The organism is Nocardia sp. CA-135953 (assembly GCF_050955735.1).
Classification (GTDB): Bacteria; Actinomycetota; Actinomycetes; order Mycobacteriales; family Mycobacteriaceae; genus Nocardia.
This window is the reverse complement of the sequence record NZ_CP192082.1, coordinates 3,617,999-3,635,486: the sequence shown is the minus strand read 5'-3', so window position 1 is coordinate 3,635,486 and position 17,488 is coordinate 3,617,999. Positions and strand designations below refer to the sequence as shown.

At 66.5% G+C, this 17,488-nt stretch carries 20 protein-coding genes and 1 pseudogene; 10 read left to right on the top strand and 11 right to left on the bottom strand.

The features are described 5' to 3' along the window. The first annotated feature begins 6 nt into the window (after positions 1-6). The 3 genes and pseudogenes from ACQPXH_RS16825 to ACQPXH_RS16815 all read left to right on the top strand — a co-directional run bounded on the left by ACQPXH_RS16825 (position 7) and on the right by ACQPXH_RS16815 (position 2,290). Positions 7-177, top strand: a complete 171-nt coding sequence (locus ACQPXH_RS16825; RefSeq protein ID WP_433603257.1) for a hypothetical protein — start codon at positions 7-9, stop codon at positions 175-177. A gap of 314 nt (positions 178-491) precedes the next feature. Next, positions 492-971: pseudogene (locus ACQPXH_RS16820) on the top strand (nitroreductase family deazaflavin-dependent oxidoreductase); the annotation flags it as partial. 65 nt (positions 972-1,036) lie between these two features. Continuing rightward, complete coding sequence (locus ACQPXH_RS16815) at positions 1,037-2,290, top strand: amidase (RefSeq protein WP_433603255.1); 1,254 nt, start codon at positions 1,037-1,039, stop codon at positions 2,288-2,290. A 6-nt stretch (positions 2,291-2,296) separates the two neighbouring features. Here ACQPXH_RS16815 and ACQPXH_RS16810 read toward each other — a convergent pair whose 3' ends face one another. Next, complete coding sequence (locus ACQPXH_RS16810) at positions 2,297-2,893, bottom strand: DUF402 domain-containing protein (RefSeq protein WP_433603254.1); 597 nt, start codon at positions 2,891-2,893, stop codon at positions 2,297-2,299. 277 nt (positions 2,894-3,170) lie between these two features. Between ACQPXH_RS16810 and ACQPXH_RS16805 the strand changes: the two genes are divergently transcribed. Beyond that, a complete protein-coding gene (locus ACQPXH_RS16805) occupies positions 3,171-4,034 on the top strand; it encodes a class I SAM-dependent methyltransferase (protein ID WP_433603253.1) in 864 nt (287 codons plus the stop codon). Between the two features lie 695 nt (positions 4,035-4,729). Further along, positions 4,730-5,683 (top strand): NAD(P)-dependent alcohol dehydrogenase, encoded by a 954-nt coding sequence (locus ACQPXH_RS16800; RefSeq protein ID WP_433603252.1) that lies wholly within the window; start codon positions 4,730-4,732, stop codon positions 5,681-5,683. Between the two features lie 6 nt (positions 5,684-5,689). Here ACQPXH_RS16800 and ACQPXH_RS16795 read toward each other — a convergent pair whose 3' ends face one another. The 3 genes from ACQPXH_RS16795 to ACQPXH_RS16785 all read right to left on the bottom strand — a co-directional run bounded on the left by ACQPXH_RS16795 (position 5,690) and on the right by ACQPXH_RS16785 (position 6,512). Beyond that, on the bottom strand, positions 5,690-6,007 hold the full coding sequence (locus tag ACQPXH_RS16795; RefSeq protein WP_433603251.1) for a DUF4267 domain-containing protein: 318 nt from the start codon (positions 6,005-6,007) through the stop codon (positions 5,690-5,692). Then, the gene (locus ACQPXH_RS16790; RefSeq protein ID WP_433603250.1) at positions 5,965-6,168 is read right to left on the bottom strand and encodes a DUF4267 domain-containing protein; all 204 of its coding nucleotides are present in this window, start codon (positions 6,166-6,168) and stop codon (positions 5,965-5,967) included. Before ACQPXH_RS16790 ends, ACQPXH_RS16795 begins: the two co-directional genes overlap by 43 nt. A 137-nt stretch (positions 6,169-6,305) precedes the next feature. Then, a complete protein-coding gene (locus ACQPXH_RS16785; protein ID WP_433603249.1) occupies positions 6,306-6,512 on the bottom strand; it encodes a hypothetical protein in 207 nt (68 codons plus the stop codon). Between the two features lie 20 nt (positions 6,513-6,532). Between ACQPXH_RS16785 and ACQPXH_RS16780 the strand changes: the two genes are divergently transcribed. Then, positions 6,533-6,757 carry a hypothetical protein gene (locus ACQPXH_RS16780; RefSeq protein WP_433603248.1) on the top strand — a complete coding sequence of 75 codons (225 nt, stop codon included), beginning with the start codon at positions 6,533-6,535 and terminating at the stop codon, positions 6,755-6,757. Positions 6,758-6,945: 188 nt separating this feature from the next. On the opposite strand, the gene ACQPXH_RS16775 is transcribed toward ACQPXH_RS16780, so the two are convergent. The 3 genes from ACQPXH_RS16775 to ACQPXH_RS16765 are packed head-to-tail and all read right to left on the bottom strand — an operon-like array spanning position 6,946 to position 9,690. After that, positions 6,946-8,301: a site-specific integrase gene (locus tag ACQPXH_RS16775; protein WP_433603247.1), complete on the bottom strand. Its 1,356-nt coding sequence runs from the start codon at positions 8,299-8,301 to the stop codon at positions 6,946-6,948. Then, the gene (locus ACQPXH_RS16770) at positions 8,270-9,046 is read right to left on the bottom strand and encodes an ABC transporter permease (RefSeq protein WP_433603246.1); all 777 of its coding nucleotides are present in this window, start codon (positions 9,044-9,046) and stop codon (positions 8,270-8,272) included. Before ACQPXH_RS16770 ends, ACQPXH_RS16775 begins: the two co-directional genes overlap by 32 nt. Continuing rightward, entirely contained in the window at positions 9,043-9,690 is a 648-nt protein-coding gene (locus ACQPXH_RS16765; protein ID WP_433603245.1) for an ABC transporter ATP-binding protein, read from the bottom strand. The genes ACQPXH_RS16770 and ACQPXH_RS16765 overlap by 4 nt, the downstream gene beginning before the upstream one ends. A 192-nt stretch (positions 9,691-9,882) precedes the next feature. Between ACQPXH_RS16765 and ACQPXH_RS16760 the strand changes: the two genes are divergently transcribed. Then, positions 9,883-10,236 carry a hypothetical protein gene (locus tag ACQPXH_RS16760; protein ID WP_433603244.1) on the top strand — a complete coding sequence of 118 codons (354 nt, stop codon included), beginning with the start codon at positions 9,883-9,885 and terminating at the stop codon, positions 10,234-10,236. Here ACQPXH_RS16760 and rox read toward each other — a convergent pair. From rox to ACQPXH_RS16740, 4 genes are all read right to left on the bottom strand, one after another. Continuing rightward, entirely contained in the window at positions 10,182-11,609 is a 1,428-nt protein-coding gene (gene rox, locus ACQPXH_RS16755; protein ID WP_433603243.1) for a rifampin monooxygenase, read from the bottom strand. The two genes, ACQPXH_RS16760 and rox, sit on opposite strands and share 55 nt — an antisense overlap. 318 nt (positions 11,610-11,927) lie before the next feature. Continuing rightward, positions 11,928-13,442, bottom strand: coding sequence for a carboxylesterase/lipase family protein (locus tag ACQPXH_RS16750; RefSeq protein ID WP_433603242.1), 1,515 nt, complete (start codon positions 13,440-13,442; stop codon positions 11,928-11,930). Positions 13,443-13,827: 385 nt separating this feature from the next. Continuing rightward, a complete protein-coding gene (locus tag ACQPXH_RS16745; RefSeq protein WP_433603241.1) occupies positions 13,828-14,289 on the bottom strand; it encodes a VOC family protein in 462 nt (153 codons plus the stop codon). Next, positions 14,286-14,873 carry a DinB family protein gene (locus ACQPXH_RS16740; RefSeq protein WP_433603240.1) on the bottom strand — a complete coding sequence of 196 codons (588 nt, stop codon included), beginning with the start codon at positions 14,871-14,873 and terminating at the stop codon, positions 14,286-14,288. The genes ACQPXH_RS16745 and ACQPXH_RS16740 overlap by 4 nt, the downstream gene beginning before the upstream one ends. A 61-nt stretch (positions 14,874-14,934) precedes the next feature. Between ACQPXH_RS16740 and ACQPXH_RS16735 the strand changes: the two genes are divergently transcribed. The 3 genes from ACQPXH_RS16735 (at position 14,935) to ACQPXH_RS16725 (ending at position 17,436) form a co-directional block, all read left to right on the top strand. Then, a complete protein-coding gene (locus tag ACQPXH_RS16735) occupies positions 14,935-15,912 on the top strand; it encodes a helix-turn-helix transcriptional regulator (protein ID WP_433603239.1) in 978 nt (325 codons plus the stop codon). 569 nt (positions 15,913-16,481) lie between these two features. After that, positions 16,482-16,913 carry an Rrf2 family transcriptional regulator gene (locus ACQPXH_RS16730; RefSeq protein WP_433603238.1) on the top strand — a complete coding sequence of 144 codons (432 nt, stop codon included), beginning with the start codon at positions 16,482-16,484 and terminating at the stop codon, positions 16,911-16,913. A gap of 106 nt (positions 16,914-17,019) precedes the next feature. Continuing rightward, on the top strand, positions 17,020-17,436 hold the full coding sequence (locus ACQPXH_RS16725) for a nuclear transport factor 2 family protein (protein WP_433603237.1): 417 nt from the start codon (positions 17,020-17,022) through the stop codon (positions 17,434-17,436). The last annotated feature ends 52 nt before the right edge of the window (positions 17,437-17,488 follow it).

Below are 17,488 nucleotides of genomic sequence, written 5' to 3'. Positions count from 1 at the left end.
GTTGTAATGACCACCAGAATTGCCTCGGCGATCGCCGCGATCGCCATCACCCTATCTGTTGGCGCTCTCGCCGCTCCTGCGGCATCGGCGGAACCGGTTACTCCTGCGTTCGGTTCGGTCGCTTTCTGCTTCAACGTCCCGCTGGGTCCTTTCTTCAGCTTCAGCATCTGCGTCTGAGATTGCCGGGCGGGCAAAAGCCGCGAACCAGCGCGGCATTCATAACAAAGTGAACCTGTCGGTGGGCAGGGCTACCGTGGAGTGATGGCCGCGCATCTGACGCATTGGGCTGGTCGTCGACGACGCGGTCCGGCCGCAGGTCGCGCAGCTGTCGACGGGCGCGTGGTTCGACCCGGATCCGGCCGATCCCACCTTCTGTCGGCACGGCAACCCGAATGTGCTCACCGCGGACCGTCCCGCATCGACCCTGAGTCAGAGTTGCGCTGGACAATTGGCGCTGGTCGAGATCGAGCCCTACCAGGGTGAGTTACCGGATGTGGCCGTTGTTCGGCCACCGGCCACGATCGAGGGCATTTCGTGATGGCGCGGGTGAGGCTGGTCTCAACGGGCAGTCCCAGCTGTGGTCCGATATCGGATTTCTGTCAGGATTTCGAACTATGGTGTCGAATCCGTTGCCCGCGGTAGCTCGCCGGATCGCGCAGAAACGCTGGGTCATGCGCACGGCGCCGATAGTGATGCGGCTGGAACGGTTTGTGCGGCGGGTCAGCGGTGGTCGGCGGGGTGTGCTCGATTTGGCGGGTTTGCCGTCGATCGAGCTGACCGTCGCGGGCCGCAAAACCGGTATCCCGCGCACCACATCGCTGCTGTACGTGCCGCGCGGAGACGACTTGCTGCTGGTGGGCTCCAACTGGGGCAGCCCCAAGCATCCGGTGTGGTCGGCAAACCTGCGGGCGGCCGACACCGCCATTGTCGGGCTCAAAGGCGAGCGGTTCGAGGTGACCGTCAGCGAGGTCACCGGTATGGATCGCAAACCGGCCTGGGATCTGGCGGTCGAGTTCTGGCCGGGCTACGAAATGGAATGCGAGCTGCCCTTGTGGTCTCGGCGGAATCCGCGCTGTCGGCGGGTGATCCGGATGCGCCGCTGTTCGGTGTGCCGACGTATGTCAAGGACAACACCGATGTGCGCGGTCTGCCGACCAATCACGGCACTGCGGCATTCGTCGGGCGGCCTGCCGCCGAGGATGGGCCGTATGCGAAACAGTTTCTGAGCACCGGGATGTCGGTGCTGGGCAAGAGTCGGCTACCGGAGTTCGGTTTGAATGCGAGCACCGAATTCGCCGCGGCCGAACCGACGCGCAATCCCTGGCATACGGACTATTCGCCGGGTGGGTCATCCGGTGGTGCGGCCGCGCTGGTGGCCGCGGGTGTGGTGCCGATCGCGCACGGCAATGACGGTGGCGGGTCGATTCGAATTCCGGCCGCGTGTTGCGGTCTGGTCGGGTTGAAGCCGAGCCGAGGGCGGCATATCGATGGTCCGCAGGCGCGGTCTATGCCGATCAATCTGGTTTCCGAAGGTGTGCTCACCCGTTCGGTGCGCGATACCGCGACGTATTTCGCTGCGGCCGAACGTCATTGGCGCAATCCGAAGTTGCCGCCGGTAGGTCTGGTCGAGGGGCCGGCGCGGCGACGGCTGCGGATCGGGGTAATCGCCGATTCCATCACAGGCACCGAAACCTGCCCGCAGACCCGGGCCGTGCTCGACGACACGGTCGCGCTGCTGGAGAAGATGGGGCATGAGGTACTTCCGATCGCATTGCCGGTCTCGCGACGCTTCGTCGACGACTTCACCACCTACTGGGGACTTTTGGCGTTCCTGATCGAGGCGGGCGGGAAATTCGCGATCGATCCGCGGTTCCAGCCGGGCGATCTGGATGCGTTCACGCACGGACTCGGCGCGCTGTATCGCAAGTCCATGGCACGCACACCGGCAATCCTGTACCGCCTTTCACAAGTGCGTCGCGCCTACGCGGGCATGTTCCGCGACCACGAACTGATCCTCTCGCCGGTCCTGGTCCACACCACTCCGCGACTCGGCCACCTGAATCCGACCGTCCCCTTCGACGAACTGTTCGCGCGCCTGATCTCCTGGGTCGCCTTCACCCCGCTGAACAATGTGGCAGGCACACCCGCGATCTCGCTGCCCATGGGCGCCTGCACCGAAGGCCTCCCGATCGGCATGCAATTCTGCGCCGCCCACGGCGACGAACGCACGCTGCTCGAAATCGCCTTCGCCCTCGAATCCGAACGCCCGTGGCGGCGCATACAGGACTGACAGCTGCTACCCAGGAATCGCGCGCCAATCCTCGCCGAAGGGCCCGGCACGGTGTGCCACCATATCCAAGGCCTCTTCACACGCGCCCTCGATCGCGCGCTGCCACTGCTCGGGCACCAGCCCCAGCCGAATGGCGAGTGCGTATTCGTCCTCGTCCTTCCATCGATAGCGCAGATCCGGTTCGACAATGAGATCCAGATGCAGATCACTGGTATCGACGCCGTCGGCGGTCCGGGTGAACGGCAACTGGAAATTGACGTACCACCACAGGAATTCGCCTTGCTCATTCCACATCGGGGCAATCGCGAAATAGCGATCGGCGTACATGATGGCCAGCCGCGTGGTGTGCTGCCACACCCACGTCCCCATCTCCCACTCCCGGCGCGCATATGCCTCCAGCAAGCGCCCCCGCGCGCCCCGATCGTCCTCCCGCATCGACCTGATCCACAGCTGCGGACCCGCGCCGTGCGTCCCGGGCGTCAACAACACCCGCAATTCATCGCCGCGATCGGCCACCACTCGCTGCGGCCACTCGGTGAATGCCCGTCCAAAGATCATGTCCCGCACCACAATCGTCCGACCGACAGCGAAAGGTGTCACCATGTCAGCCTAGTCGGCGCGCCCCCACGAAGCCTCGGTGATTCAGTCATCCTCAATGATTGGTGGCGTAGCAGCCCGGCCATGGGATAGAAGCCACCATGGCTACCGTGCTCTGCTCCGGCCGCGGACTGTTCGGCCGGCCGCTGGTCATGGCGACGTGTGGCGAGATCGGTGCCGGGCCGTAATCAGTGTTACCCGATCGTGTTCGCGTGCTCCTTTGCGGAGTGAGCGTGAGTGAGTTCATGGAGCACGCGCCACATTCGTGACTAGGTTCTTGGATATGGAGAATGACGGACCCAGCCGGACAGCTCTCATCACCGCGTACGCCCGCGCCTATCACCAGATCGCTGACCGACCACAGATCTTCACCGACCCCCTGGCGGCACGTCTGCTCGGCGTCACCGCAGAGGAACTGGCCGAATTGGGCACGTCCACAACCAATCACCTCGGTGCCGGGGCCAGCGATCGGTCCCGCCGCCTGTTCTTCGCCGCACGCGCGCGCTTCGCCGAGGACGCCGTGGCCGCGGCCGTCGCCGCTGGTGTGCGGCAGGTTGTGATCCTCGGCGCGGGCCTGGACACCTTCGCCTATCGCAATCCGCGCCCGGACGTGCGTGTCTTCGAGGTCGACCACCCCGCCACCCAGGCGTGGAAACGCGAACGCCTCACTACCGCCGGAATCGACCGCCCTGAGACGTTGACTTTCGTGCCGGTCGATTTCGAAACCCAGACGCTGGCAGCAGGATTGGAATCCACCGGATTCAAACGGACCGACCCGGCCGTATTCGTGTGGCTCGGCGTCGTCTTCTATCTGACTCCGAACGCCGCCCACGCCACTCTCGAATACATCGCTGGTCAGGCCCAGCCGGTCGAGGTGGTCTTCGATTATCTGCAGCCCGCGCGCAGCGACGAGGACCGTGCGCACCAGCAGGCACGTGCCGATCGGCTGGCCGGCGTCGGCGAGCCCGTGTTCAGCTACTTCGCGCCCGACGACATCGCCGCACACCTGCGCGCCCTCGGCTTCACCGACCTCGAAGACCACTCCGCCCCCGCCCTCGTCACCCGCTACCTCGACGGATCCGCAAAATTCGAAGGCGAACCGCCCCGCGCACTGCGCGCAATCCGCATACTGCGCGCAATCCGCTGAAGAATGACCGCCACGCCGACTCGCACCACATCTGTCGCGACGACCAGCACCTCCGGCATCAGCCTCTGAACCGCACAAACCCAGAGAAATACGGGAACGCACGTGGGCGAAGCCCCGTCATGATGCCGCCGATCCGGACTATCGGCGCAAGATCCCCCGCCAACTCAACAAGGGCGAATCCCTGCACGCCACCGACGGCGCACACCGGCTCTGCACCTCGCTGGGATTCGAGGCTGAAGCAGAAGGATTTCGCCTGTATCTGCGACAAGTGCCAGCAGCAGTTCAAGCTGCCCGAGCCACAGCCTGACAGTCCGTGGGGCAAGGCCGCAGCGGAATCGAACGGCGTACTGAACTCGGCATTACAGGATGTCGATGTGAGGCATTCGGAGCGCTGAGATGAGGTCAGAACAGGGTGTTTCGCACCCGCAGCGGCCGGTAGCCGGTCGGGCCGAGCTGGGCGAGCTCGCCCTCGATCGCGCCGAAGAAGTCGATGTTGGCGCTGTGCGCCGGAGAGATATGGGCCAGGACCTCGTCATCGGACCCGCTGTCCCGCTCGCCGCATCGCTGGTGTGCGGGATAGGGTTCGGCGAGTCGCGCGGAATGCCAACGCGCCGTTCGCAGGTCGCGGGGGCGGCCCCGCCGACTAGACTTTGCCGCGTGTCACGTTATCGCTCGATCCTTCGTACCGGAATCGCATGAAGGCCGTCGTGTACGACCGCTACGGCGGCCCAGAGGTGCTGTCGATCGCGGAGGTCCCAGTGCCTTCCCCGGGGCCGAAGCAGGTGCTCGTCCAGGTGCACGCGACGTCGATCAACCTCTCCGACTGGGAGACACTGCTGGGGACGCCGCTGTATTCGCGCATCGGCGGGCTCCGGGCACCCAGACGCCCGATTCTCGGATCCGATATCGCCGGGCGGGTCGAAGCCGTCGGGCCCGAGGTCACTCTGTTCGCGCCAGGTGACGAGGTCTACGGCGACAATCTCATGCTCAAAGGCGGGTTCGCGGAATATGCCGTCGTTCCTGAATCGGCGCTGGCCCACAAACCGGCGTCGCTGAGTTTTGCCGAGGCGTCAACCCTGCCGCAGGCGGGGGCGATCGCACTACAGGGCACGGCCGGCATCGCGACCGGTATGTCGGTGTTGATCAACGGAGCGGGTGGCGGTTCCGGAGCGTTTGCGATCCAGTTGGCCAAGAGTGCCGGGGCGCATGTGACCGGGGTGGACAACGCCGCCAAACTGGCGTTCATGCGCATGCTCGGTGCCGACGAGGTCATCGACTATCGCGCCGAGGACTTCACCCGGACCGGACCGTACGACCGGGTACTCGACCTCGTTGCCCACCGGTCGGTCTTCGCCTATCGCAGATCGGTCGCGCGGGGCGGCCGGTACCGGTGCGTCGGGGGCACCACACGCGCGTTGCTGCGGATGACGACAGTCGGCGTGGTCACCGGAATAGTGACCGGCCGCAGCCTCGGGGTCCTCGCGGTGAAGGAGGGGCCCGCGCACTTCACACCCCTCGCGGACTCGTGTGTCGCGGGACGGATCGGTATCCACATCGACCGCAGATTCTCCCTCGACGAGACCGCGAACGCGCTGGACCACGTCGGTGCGGGACGCGCCTTCGGCAAAGTGGTGGTCGAGATCCGCTAATCGGCATTACAGGATCAGGTTGCGTTTGAGCTCCGGAGTACGACTCGCCTGGCCACCGGCATGGGCGACCGCTGGGGCGGCACCCTTCTGGGCCGTTGGCGCCTTGCTGGTCTCGCGGAGGATCAGCAGGCCCGTGACCGCGATCAGTGCGGAGGTCAGGCCGTGGACGCCGAATGCGGTGGCCGTGGACCAGTGATGGGCCTGGACGTTGACCATGTCGCCGAACGGGGCGACGGCCGTCATCAGCAGGACCCAGCCCAGGGCGCGGCGCTGGCCGGTTATCAGCCCGAGCCCGAGCCCAGGCCCATCGCGAGTTCGCGGCACCCTTTCACGATGAGGAAGCCGCCGCCGTCGCCAGCGGGCCAGGTCGGCAGGCCGAAGCCCGGGGCCGACGTCGCGGGGGTCAGGATGAAGGACAACGCGAGGTAGAAGGTGAACAGGACAGTGGCGGTGGCCAGGACGGTGTTGAGGTTCTTGCGCGACATCGTTGGTCTCCTGGGACGTTCAGACGGTGAGCTGTTGTCCGGCAAGGCATCCGGCCTTGCCGAGGGGGTGATGCCCGGGCCGGCTGCGCTCTCGTGCGAGCCGGCTGGCGTTGAATCTTCGAGTTACCGATCGGCGGTCACTGCGACAGCACGTCGCCGGGTCCCAACTCCAGGGTGAGATGGAAGATCATCGGTCGTGCGGTGAGGTCGAGACCGTCCTGGATCCGCAGAGTCAACTCACGCCATTCCGGAGTGCCGAGGGCGTTACGTAGGGCGGTGCCGCTGTCCCAGTCCCCGACGTTGACGAAAACTGCCTCGGCCGCCTCACCGGCCGCTTGGAACATCCGAGTTCGACGGAAACCGGATGCGGCCGCACGCGGTCCACCTCACCGATCACGCACGCGAGGTGCTCGAGTCGATCCAATCCGAGGCCGACGCACTGGAATCGGAAATCCTCGCACCCCTCGACGAGACCGAGCGAAACCTGCTACTGCCGCTGCTTCATCGCATCGCCGCACACGCGGACCTCCCGGCCGGAATCCACCCCGGCCTGCAACGACGGCGCCGCGCCCGCCGAGAACCACGGTGAACTCACCCCTGCCGAGCATCCCTCGGGTGCGCGGTTCGAAACGGCCACACGCTGGATGTCGGGCAGGACCGTGACCGGCGGCTCTCGCGTCGCATCTGCTCTACCGCGAGACCGAAATATTCTGTGGCACATGTGTCCTTCGAACTCACCGAACCGGCGGATGAGGGCGAGCCGGGGCAGTTGCAGGACTAGAGACCGAGTTTGGTGACGGCGTTGTCTTCCAAGGGGTTTGCGGTGCGAATGTAGTTGTGCACGGTGCGCGGGTTGGACCAGCGGCCCTGGCGCATGATCTCGCGGTCGCTGGCACCGCCGAGGGCGGCTTGGGTGGCGAATCCGGCGCGCAGTGAGTGTCCGGAGAAGAGGTCGGGGTCGAGTCCTGCGCGTGCGGCGTAGCGTTTGACCAGTTCGGCGATGGCGCGGCCGGACATCGCGTCGGTGCCGATGCCGCCGTGGCGGGTAATGGTGGGAAACAGTGGGAGGGTGTCGTTTTCGGCGAGCGCGGTGCCCTGATAACCGTGGCAGCGGTGGATGTCCGGAGATGGGGATGTCGTTTCGGCGAGCCAGGCACGGACATCGCCGTGCTCGCGATGCACCTCGAGCAACTGGATCCAATCGGCGAAGGCGCAGACCGGGCAGGTGTGCGGGCGCCGGCCGCGGGGGAGTGCGACGCGCAGTTCCGCGATGCCGGTGGGGTCGGTTTTGGTGGTCGGAAGTTGCGCGAGCAGCAGCGGTTCACCGGTGCCGTGGTCGAGATCGACTCGCACATCGGCGATCCGCAATCCGGCGAGTTCGCTGCGGCGCAATGCCCCCGCGAATCCGACGAGCAGCGCCAGCGCGTCGCGGCGGCGCGCGGGCTCGGTGGGCCAGCCGGGCTCCGGCAGCCCTGCGAGCAGTTGTTCGAGGGTATGCAAGAGCACGGGGCGTTTACGTTTCGGCTGCGTGCGGCGGGTTCGGCGGATACCGCGCAACGTCAGTCGAACGACATCGGAGCGCGTGGGCGACGGTAATCCGTTGGCGGCGTGCACCGCCGCGATGGCCGCCGACTTGCGCTCGAGCGTGGCCGCACTGAACGCCCACCGCTGCGAACCATCGTCACCGTGACGCAACGCATCCGCTGCCGCCGCCAGGTATACCGCGACGTCGAGTGGATCCGCCGGCAAAGCCTGGCGCCCCTCGGCCGCACACCATCCGGCCCATGCGATCCAATCGGTTCGATACGCCCGCAACGTATTCGCCGATTGCGAGGCCTCCAGATAGCGCCGCAACGCCCCGGCCTGCTCATCGTCGAACCGTTCCCGCACCAACCGCAGCGCCACGGTATCGACCAGAACGCTGCGTATGCCGCGCCGCAACTCCGTGCGCACCGACTCCGGCACCGCGACTACCGCATCGCCCACCCGCTCGCTCCCATCCACCCGGCCCGGCCCGGCTTCGACGACCAACACTATGCGCTCTCCGGCGATTCCGAGCCGCCGCGGCGACTCGGCGATTCCGGTGTGGTCGCAATAGTGTTCAGTCGGGAAGTGGCACCAGTCGCTGGGCATCGTCGAACAGATAGGACTCGGCGACCCGTGCCGCGGTGAGCGCGGCCAGAGCGGTGGCCGCGAGCAGCATGTACATGACCACGATCTGGTAGCGAATAGCGGTGAGCGGATCGACACCGGCGAGGATGAGGCCGGTCATGGCGCCGGGCAGGCTGATCAGCCCGACGACCTTCGTCGCGTCGATCGTAGGGATCATTGCGGTGCGCAGTGCGGACCGGCGGTGCGGCAGGAAAGCCTCGCGCGCCGAAAGACCCAGGCACAGGCGGGCTTCGATGGCGGGGCGCGCATTGCGCGCGTCCTCGTGCAGTCGACGCAGTGCGATGCCGGTGGCCTGCATGGCGGCCGAGACGATCATGCCGCCGACCGGGACGACCACGCGAGCTTGCGTGGAGATCACACCGAGCAGAATGAGAGCGCCCAGGGTGATGGCCGACCCGGTGCCGACCCCGATGGTCGCAGCTCGGCGCGCACGCGGCACACCTCGGCCACGACGTCCCGCTACCTGCCCGGCGATCAGCACCATCAAGACCACCCAGGCGAGCGCACCCGGTAATCCGGTGTGCCGGAACAGGATAAGCAAAATGGCGCCGACCGCGACCAACTGGGCTCCGGCGCGGGTTGCGGCGATGAGCAGCTCGCGGGTCAGATGCAATCGCTGACGGTAGGCGATCGCGGCGGCCAGTGCGACGAGCACCAGCGAGGTCGCCACACCCGGCCATCCGGGTACGGAAAGCTGTTCTGTCACTGGGGTTTCCGTTCATCGCTGGGAGACAGGTGCCCGTGTTGCAGTGTCCAGGTGTCGTGGGCCACCTCGGTCACGAAGGCGGTGTCGTGGCTGACCAGGATGACACCGCCGCCGGAGCCGGTGTGCTCGCGAATGAGAGTTGCCACCGCAGCGGCGGAGTCGGCGTCCAGCGCGGAGGTCGGTTCGTCCAGCAACAACACCTCGGGTTCTACGGCCAGCGCCCGCGCCAGGCACACCCGCTGCGCTTGACCGCCGGACAGTTCGAGACAGCGCCGCTCACGGAAGTCCGGTAAGCCCACCCGAGCGAGCAGCGCGTCGATGCGATCGGATGCGAGATCGCCACGGCCGACCCGGATCTCATCGGCGACGATATCGGTGAGCAGTGTCGGTCGCTGTGGCACCAACCCGACGCGGCGGCGCAGGTCCGGCGCGGCGACCCCGGTGATCGGGACGTCATCGAGCAGGATCGTGCCGCTACTCGGTTCGTCGAGCCGGTTGAGCAGCCGCAGCAGCGTGGTTTTGCCGGTCCCGCTCGGCCCGACCACCGCGGCGCACCGACCTCCCGGAAACCTCGCGGAGGTGTCGGTGAGTATCAAGATTTCGCCGTGGCTCGCACTGACCCGATCCAGACTGATGTTCGGCACCGTCTCACCATTCCCTATCTGCGCAAGTGTTTCCTGACGGGGCCGGAAAATCCGCCCGATCACAGGGCGAATGGACGCGGCCTGCGCACATGCCCGACGATGGGCGGATGTCGCTGGGTACGGATGAGATCGATCTGTTCGAGAGCATCAGCAGCCGGTAGGCGATCGCCTACCGGCTGCTGGGGTCGGCCGGTGATGCCGAAGACGCGGGTGCAGGAGACGTTTCTGCGGTGGCAGGCCGCCGACCGCGACGATGTCGAGACGCTCGAGGCGTGGTTGACCAAGGTGCACGCCCGGGGCAGCACCATCGCCGACGACGACGTCCCCGAGCACGCCTACGACATGGCCGGGAAGCAGGCGGCGCTGCGACTGCGGGCACGCCTGAACCAGTTGCGGCCGGGGGAGACCGTGCTGATCGTGGGCGGCGGTCTGACCAGCATCGAAGTGGCAGCCGAAATCGCCGAGGAATTCGTTCGGCCACAACTGTTCGCTCAGCTGACGGCAGCGCCGAACCACTTCGGTAGCACGCCGATCAGATCCTGCTGATCGTCACCGACCCAGGCCACATGCCCATCCGGGCGCAGCAGCACCGCGGGTACCTCCAGTTCCTCGCTGACATCGACGACGTGGTCGATCCGATCCGCCCAGCCTGCCACCGAGAGCCGGCCGGTCTGGTCGAGCAGCAGTCCGCGGCCGCTGCGCATCAGCTCGTAGAGGCGACCCCGATTCAGCTTCACATCCCGCAGTCGCCGACCGAGCAGTTCATGCCCCTCGCCGAAGTCGTAGCGGACCCCGATCGCAATGATCTGCTCCAGCAGATACCGGTTCACCTCCTCGAAGTCCATCAATTTCGCCACCAGTCGGCGCACTGCCTGGGCACCCGGCTCGAGCGAGATCAGCTCCGCCTGCGCCCGGGTGTTCTCGAGCACGTCGGCGGCCACCGGACGCCGTTCGGTCTCGTAGCTGTCCAGTAACCCCTCCGGCGCCCAGCCGCCGACCTCGGCGGCCAGTTTCCAGCCGAGATTGAATGCGTCCTGGATACCGAGATTGAGACCTTGCCCACCCATCGGCGGGTGGATGTGCGCCGCATCGCCGGCCAGCAGCACCCGGCCGACCCGGTAGCGCTCGGCCAAGCGGGTCGCGTCGCCGAAACGCGAGAGCCAGCGCGCGGAGTGCGCGCCGAAGTCGGTGCCGGCGAGCTCGCGGAACTGATGCTTGAGTTCGTCCAGAGTCGGTGGGACCCTGGGGTTTTCGGCCAGGCCCGCAGCGGGTGCGCCGATACGATACACCCCGTCTCCGAGGGGCACGGCGCCGAAGCGCAACTGGGTTTTGCGGACTTCGTCCACTACAGCGGCTATCTCTTCCGGCGGCGCGGTCAGCTCCACCTCGCCCAGCAGTGTCTCGTTACGGCTGGGCTCGCCGGGGAAACCGACGCCGAGCAGTTTGCGCACCGTACTGCGACCGCCGTCGCAGCCGACGAGGTAGCGCGCACGCAATTGCGTGCCGTCGGCCAGCTCGACGCTCACCCCGTCATCGTCCTGGCTCAGCCCGGCCACCTCACAGCTGCGGCGAATTTCGACGCCGAGTTCGGTGGCACGCTCGATGAGCAGGCGCTCGGTGACGGTCTGCGGGATGGACAGCACGAACCGATACGTGGTGTCCAACCCTTCCGGCTGAGGTTTCCTGATGCCCGCGAAGAAACCGCCGAGCGGGTACTGCTTCCCGAGCGCGAGCACCTGATCCAGCAGACCGCGCTGATCCAGCAATTCGACGGTGCGCGCGTGTACGCCGAGCGCACGCACCACCTTGGTCGGCTCCGCGTCCTTCTCCAGTACCAGCGCGTCCACGCCGCGCATGCGCAGCTCACTGGCCAGCATCACGCCGGTCGGTCCGCCACCGGCAATGATCACATCAATCATGGAACCCCTCTTTCGACATACCGCGAGACCACACCCCGCACTGCCCTTATTTCCGCAGGTACTGGCTTCGGCTGGAGATTCTGCAGCACAACCGGGGTCTTGCCGCAAGACCCGGGGTGCGATATATGTTGAAAGGGATGAGGAGTGTATTACCTCCTTGCCTTTCTCTTCAGTCCTGCTCCGGGCGCCGCACCAGCTTGCCGCAATCCATGTCGACTCGAATCGGTTCGCCCCCAGCATGTTCGAGGGCGGCGTCCGTCTGATCTGTCGTGCCGGATTCCGGCGGTTCGTGCTGTCGGCCGAACGACATGACACCTGTTAGTCGGTATGCAGTAGGTCCAGGGTGTCGAACTGGTGCGTGGACCAGATGCGACGCGAGGGTTCCTCGGGGTAGGGCCGGGTCGTCGCCTCGGCGTTGTAGACGCGGGTGGTTCGGGTGTGCGGATCGTAGGGTGCCCAGCCTGGTTCGCCCGTGGTCGCGAAGGTCACCCAGTCGGTGCGCATGCGGTGGGAAACGTGGGTGATCTCGTTCGCGGCGTTCGGGTGTGCGGATCGGTGCGCGCGTACCTCGCCGCTACCGAGGGTGCCGAATATGAGGAGAAAGTCGAGGCAGTGTGAGGCCCCCTGTTCCCGGTTGAAGCTCCAGCACAGTTCGTAGAGCCGCACCCGTCCGCCTCCGGCGTGCGCGGCATCGGCCAAGTGCAGGCTGGGCATCCGAAACAGCCAATCGGTGTTGAGGAGTTCGTAGCGTTGCTCGGGTGTGGCGTCCGGGTAGGCGGTGCGGTAGATGCGGTCGGTGTCCGTGGCAGGTGCGAGATGGTCGAAGGCTGCGGTCATTTGCGCATCGGTCGGCTCGCCGCCTGGCCGGGAGGTGTACAGCCGGTATTCGTCGCGGGTGTGGCCGATGAGCAGGTCGATATCGTGCGCCGTGCCGTGGGCGAGTGCACGCCATGGCGCATCCGGGATCAGGGTGCCGTCGACGACAGGTGAGAACGGTGTGGGTGTGAGCGCCATGGGACCCCACGATTCGACGAATTCCGGCATCTTCTGGATCACCACCTCCGTCGCGTCGGTGAGTGCGCGCGGTGTGAAACGGGCCAGCTCACCGACGGTGGCCCGCACGCCGAGTTGCGCGGCGATCGTCGTGGAGATCGCGGCGGCGAGCCTTTCGGAGAAGTACGTGCCCGGCATGCTCTGACTTATCGCACGGCGAAACAACCCAGCCGCCATCGGCATAACGAGCAGAGCAGCAATGCACGCAGCACCGGCGGACTGGCCGAAGACGGTGACGTTGTCCGGATCGCCACCGAACGCGGCGATATTTTCCTGGACCCAACGCAGCGCGGCGATCTGGTCGAGAATGCCTCGGTTGTCCGGAGCTTCGGCGATATGAGCGAAGCCGTCGGCGCCGACGCGATAGTTCATGCTGACCAGCACCACACCGGACCGGGCCAGTGTCGCACCGTCGCAGTGCGGATTGGCGGAGTTATTCTCCAGGAAGGCGCCTCCCTGGATCCACGCCATCACCGGCAATCCCGCGGCACCGAGGTCAGGGGACCAGACGTTGAGCGACAAACATTCGGCCGAACCATCATCGACGCTGCCGGCCAGCGATGACATCACCGAACCCGTATGGGCCACTTGGGGAACCGGTGGACCGAATTCGAGCGCGTCACGGATGCCATCCCACCGCAGTACCGCAACGGGAGCGCCGAACCGACGTGAGCCGACCGGTGGCTCGGCATAGGGGATGCCGCGGAAGACTGCGAGGGTATTCTCCCACCTGCCACGCACAACTCCTGCAGCCGTGCGTATTTCAGGTTCGATATGCACTCGGCGTACTCACTTTCCCTCGATAGGTCATCTGCGGGGTGGCTCGCAGTCTTCGGCGAGCGCTCCAGCCCCTGCTCCACCTCACTCGTCGCCCAAACCCGCCCGCAGCCACGAACACAGGTCGAACCCATCAGTGCGCACCATCGGGTTTGAATCCGATTGACTCTCAATAGCATTCGGCACACATACGGCGGGGTGTGGATCGAAAAAGCGTGGAAGACAACGGAACTCGATATCGCGCTGCGCCGCGCCCGAATGTTCGTCAGCCATTGCTATCGACGGTCGAACGGCAAGTGGTCGATCATGTAGCGTTCCAACTCCGCGCCCTCATCGTGCGGCATAGGAGCGGGCTCGAGGTTCGAGTAGCGCCCACAGTCGAGCTGGGTCAGTCCAGACAGAACTCGTTGCCCTCGGGGTCGGTCATCACGATGTGGCCGGCGCTCATCGGGGGACCGGGCTCGTAGCGATGTACCCGTGTCGCTCCCAGCGCGACCAGCCGGTCGCACTCGGCCTGCAGCGCCGCCATCCGTCCCTCGCCCTGCAGTCCGGGAGCCGCACGGACGTCGAGGTGGACGCGGTTCTTGGCGACTTTGTCCTCCGGCACCTGCTGGAAGAACAGTCGTGGGCCGTGCCCGTGCGGGTCCTCGATGGCCGATCTCGTATTGCGCTGTTCCGGCGGTACACCGATACGAGCCAGGAACTCCTCCCATGCGGCAAGCGGGTCGGCATCGGCGGGCAGGTCGACTCCGGGCGGGCCGGGGTGGACGTAGCCCAGTACCTCGCGCCAGAAGGTGGACAGTGTCCTCGGGTCGTGGGCGTCGAAGGTGATCTGGATGTGCCGGCTCATCGGGTTGCTCCGTTCGTTGCGGATTTCATGTGCAGGTAGAGGTCGCGCAGCAGGCAGACCTCGGACAGGTGGTGGATCAGCTCGCGGTGGATGTGCAGCACCAGATCGGCCATCGGCAACTCGGGGAAGGGCTCCTTCGCGCCGACCGGGACCCGGAGCCCGGCCTGGCCGAGGCCGCGCACCCCGGCCAGCCAGACGTCGAGCTGGGCCTCGAGTTGATCGAGCGCAGTGGCCGCACTGGGCGCGTACTCCCAGGTCTCGTACGACACCGCCGGCGCGCCGAAATGTGCGGCGTTACGCGCCGCCAGCACGCCGACGATGACATGACCGAGTCGCCAGGCGACCGTGGTGAACGCCGCGGGGACCGGCTGAGGGAAGGCGTAGTCGATCGTGAAGTCCCCGGCACCGACCTGCACGGGCGCGGTCGAGCTGCCGCGTGGCCGCACGCTCCAGGCGTCCGGCACCGGCGACCAGAAGTACTCGTCGTCGGTGAGGCCGTCGAGCCGGGCTCGGATCTGATGGTTCCAATGGAACTCCCACTGCTCGCGCAGTGTCCGGTTCCAGTCGAGTTCGTCTGCATCCATGGAGTTACCCTGACACGGCTAGCGGACAGAATCGGTCCGCTATGTCTGACAGTTGGGCGGCATGGACGTGGAGCGGGGTACGACGGAGCGGGTGCTCACCCTGCTCGGGCTGCTGCAGCAACGCCAGGTCTGGACCGGTCCCGAACTCGCCGAGCGGCTCGGGGTCACCCCGCGCACGGTCCGGCGCGATGTCGAGCGCCTGCGCACGCTCGGCTATCCGGTGCATGCCAGCCAGGGTATCGGCGGCGGCTACCAGCTCGGCGCGGGGCAGGACCTGCCGCCGCTACTGCTCGACGACCAGGAGGCGATCGTCACCGCTGTCTCGCTACTCGTCGGCGCGGGTGGCGCGATCGCCAGCGCAGGCGACGCAGCACTGCGGGCGCTGACCAAGCTCGATCGGGTGCTGCCCGCCCGGTTGCGGCATGAGGTGCGCGCGCTCTCCGGTTCGGTCGAATCCTTCGGCGGCGGCCGCACGCCGGTCGACCCCGAGGTGCTCATGATGCTGGCCAGAGCCTGCCGCGACGAGGTCGAGGCCGGCTTCGACTACCCGTCCGGAAACGAGGTGCGGCGGCGGCAGGTCGAGCCCTACCGTCTGGTCGCCTCCGACCGGCGCTGGTATCTGCTCGCCTACGACCTCGATCGCGATGACTGGCGCAGCTTCCGCGTCGACAAGATGACCGAAGTGTCGGCCCGGACCTGGCGCTTCCGCCCGCGCCCGGCGCCCGACGCAGCGACATATGTGCAGGAGAGTGTGGCGAGCCGGGTTTACCCGCACCAGGCGCGCTTCCTCGTGCACGCCTCGGGCGACATCGTGCGTGCGCAGATTCCAGCGTCGGCGGCCGTCGTACGACCGCGAGGAAACGAGCGCTGCGAGGTACTCGGTGGCGCCGAAAACCTCGACGCCGTGCTCATGCACATACTTCTACTGGGGCACGACTTCGAGGTACTCGACCCGCCAGAGCTCGGTAGGCGCTGTCGCGTGCTGGCGCAGCGACTGCTGTCGGCCGGTGCAACGATGCCGGACGTGGAGAACTCGTAAGCCGCGACCATCGCCAAGATAGGTGCAGCACAAGGCAATACAGCACGGCATCACCAGCTCGGCCCGGTGGCCTGTGCGACCCGGTCGCGCCTCGGTGTCGAAGACCGGCTCGAATCCAGCTCCCCGCAACGTCTTGGCGGCTACGGGTGTGAGTAGTTGAGGCACAGAAAGTGCCGCTTAGATTGATCTTGCTTGGGTCTGCCTACTTCGCGGGTGCTTCGAGCTGACGGGGCACTGTGTCGGCGCGTAGCTCGCGCAGGTCGGGGATGTGGTTGTAGAGGGTGCGTGGGGAGACGCCCAGCAGCTTGGCGATCGAGGTGATCGAGCGGCCGGGGTCGGGCAGCAGGTCGCGGGCGGCGCGGATGACCCCGGCGCAGCTGGGTCCTCCTTGCCCCTGCCTCCGGGCATGACCCAGATACGCCAGAAACCGCCGCCGGGTGATCTTGGGGCCTGTGGGTGGCGTGCTCCTTGATGAGGCGGGTCCAGCCAGCCGTGCAGGACTTGCCGCATGCGGTTGTAACAAGTACAGTTACGATTAGAATCGAGGGGCACGGGAGGTGGAGTCCGACATGAGTGCCAACAGCAGGCTGGCCATCGCGGCGCACGCCCTGATGTGGATCGGGTTGTATCAGCGGCGTGGCCACGAGGTCGCCACCTCCGAGCAGATCGCGACGAGCGTCAACACCAACCCCGTGGTGATCCGCCGCCTGCTGGGTGAGCTGCGCAAGGCTGGCCTGGCCGATTCACGGCGAGGTGCGGGGGCGGGCTGGACGCTCGCGCGGGACCTGGCGGCGATCACCCTGCTCGACGTCTACCAGGCGATCGAGCCGGGACCGGTCTTCGCCCTGCATCGCGCGACACCGGACCCCGAGTGCGTCGTGGGGCACGGCATCGTGCCGGCGATGACCGCCGTGTACGACGACGTGGAGGCCGCCCTGTGCAGGGAGCTGGCCAAGACCACGCTGGAGGACGTACTGCGGGACGTCTTGAAAGCCGCCTGACCTCGGACCGCGCACTTCCTCTAACCGAGGGGAGTCGCGTTCCACGCCCACCGATGTAACCAAAATGGTTATGTCAATGAAGAGATAGAGGACAAGGACAAGGACGATGACAACAGACACTCAGACCTCACGGGCCGTGGCCGAGAAGTTCCTGGAGCGCCTCGGCCGGCAGGACGGCGACGGCATCCAGGAACTGTTCTCCGAGGAGATCGACTGGTATGTCCCCGACAGCACCGCGCTGCCCTGGACCGGGCGCCGTACCCGCCGGGAGGAGGTCGCGCCGTACTTCACCACGATGTGGTCGCACTTTGCGCCCGGCCAGAGCAAGGTCGTGCTGGAGCGCTTCATCGTCGACGGTGGTGACGTGGTACTGCTGGCGGTCTTCACGCACACCGCCGCACCCACCGGCAAGGAGTTCACCACACCGGTGGCCCTGCACCTGTCGATCGAGGACGGCCGGATCGCTCGCCTGCATGTGTACGAGGACACGCTGGCCGTCGCCGAGGCGTTCAACGCCGGCTGAGCGGAGAGACTTCAGGGGCCCCTGCGGCCCGGGGCAGCCGGGCATGTGCGCA

Coding starts and splice junctions, on each gene's coding strand:
- ACQPXH_RS16825 (WP_433603257.1), top strand. CDS start 7: ATGACCACCAGAATTGCCTCGGCGATCGCCGCGATCGCCATCACCCTA.
- ACQPXH_RS16815 (WP_433603255.1), top strand. CDS start 1,037: ATGCGAGCTGCCCTTGTGGTCTCGGCGGAATCCGCGCTGTCGGCGGGT.
- ACQPXH_RS16810 (WP_433603254.1), bottom strand. CDS start 2,893: ATGGTGACACCTTTCGCTGTCGGTCGGACGATTGTGGTGCGGGACATG.
- ACQPXH_RS16805 (WP_433603253.1), top strand. CDS start 3,171: ATGGAGAATGACGGACCCAGCCGGACAGCTCTCATCACCGCGTACGCC.
- ACQPXH_RS16800 (WP_433603252.1), top strand. CDS start 4,730: ATGAAGGCCGTCGTGTACGACCGCTACGGCGGCCCAGAGGTGCTGTCG.
- ACQPXH_RS16790 (WP_433603250.1), bottom strand. CDS start 6,168: ATGTCGCGCAAGAACCTCAACACCGTCCTGGCCACCGCCACTGTCCTG.
- ACQPXH_RS16785 (WP_433603249.1), bottom strand. CDS start 6,512: ATGTTCCAAGCGGCCGGTGAGGCGGCCGAGGCAGTTTTCGTCAACGTC.
- ACQPXH_RS16780 (WP_433603248.1), top strand. CDS start 6,533: ATGCGGCCGCACGCGGTCCACCTCACCGATCACGCACGCGAGGTGCTC.
- ACQPXH_RS16775 (WP_433603247.1), bottom strand. CDS start 8,301: ATGCCCAGCGACTGGTGCCACTTCCCGACTGAACACTATTGCGACCAC.
- rox (WP_433603243.1), bottom strand. CDS start 11,609: ATGATTGATGTGATCATTGCCGGTGGCGGACCGACCGGCGTGATGCTG.
- ACQPXH_RS16745 (WP_433603241.1), bottom strand. CDS start 14,289: ATGAGCCGGCACATCCAGATCACCTTCGACGCCCACGACCCGAGGACA.
- ACQPXH_RS16740 (WP_433603240.1), bottom strand. CDS start 14,873: ATGGATGCAGACGAACTCGACTGGAACCGGACACTGCGCGAGCAGTGG.
- ACQPXH_RS16735 (WP_433603239.1), top strand. CDS start 14,935: ATGGACGTGGAGCGGGGTACGACGGAGCGGGTGCTCACCCTGCTCGGG.
- ACQPXH_RS16730 (WP_433603238.1), top strand. CDS start 16,482: ATGAGTGCCAACAGCAGGCTGGCCATCGCGGCGCACGCCCTGATGTGG.
- ACQPXH_RS16725 (WP_433603237.1), top strand. CDS start 17,020: ATGACAACAGACACTCAGACCTCACGGGCCGTGGCCGAGAAGTTCCTG.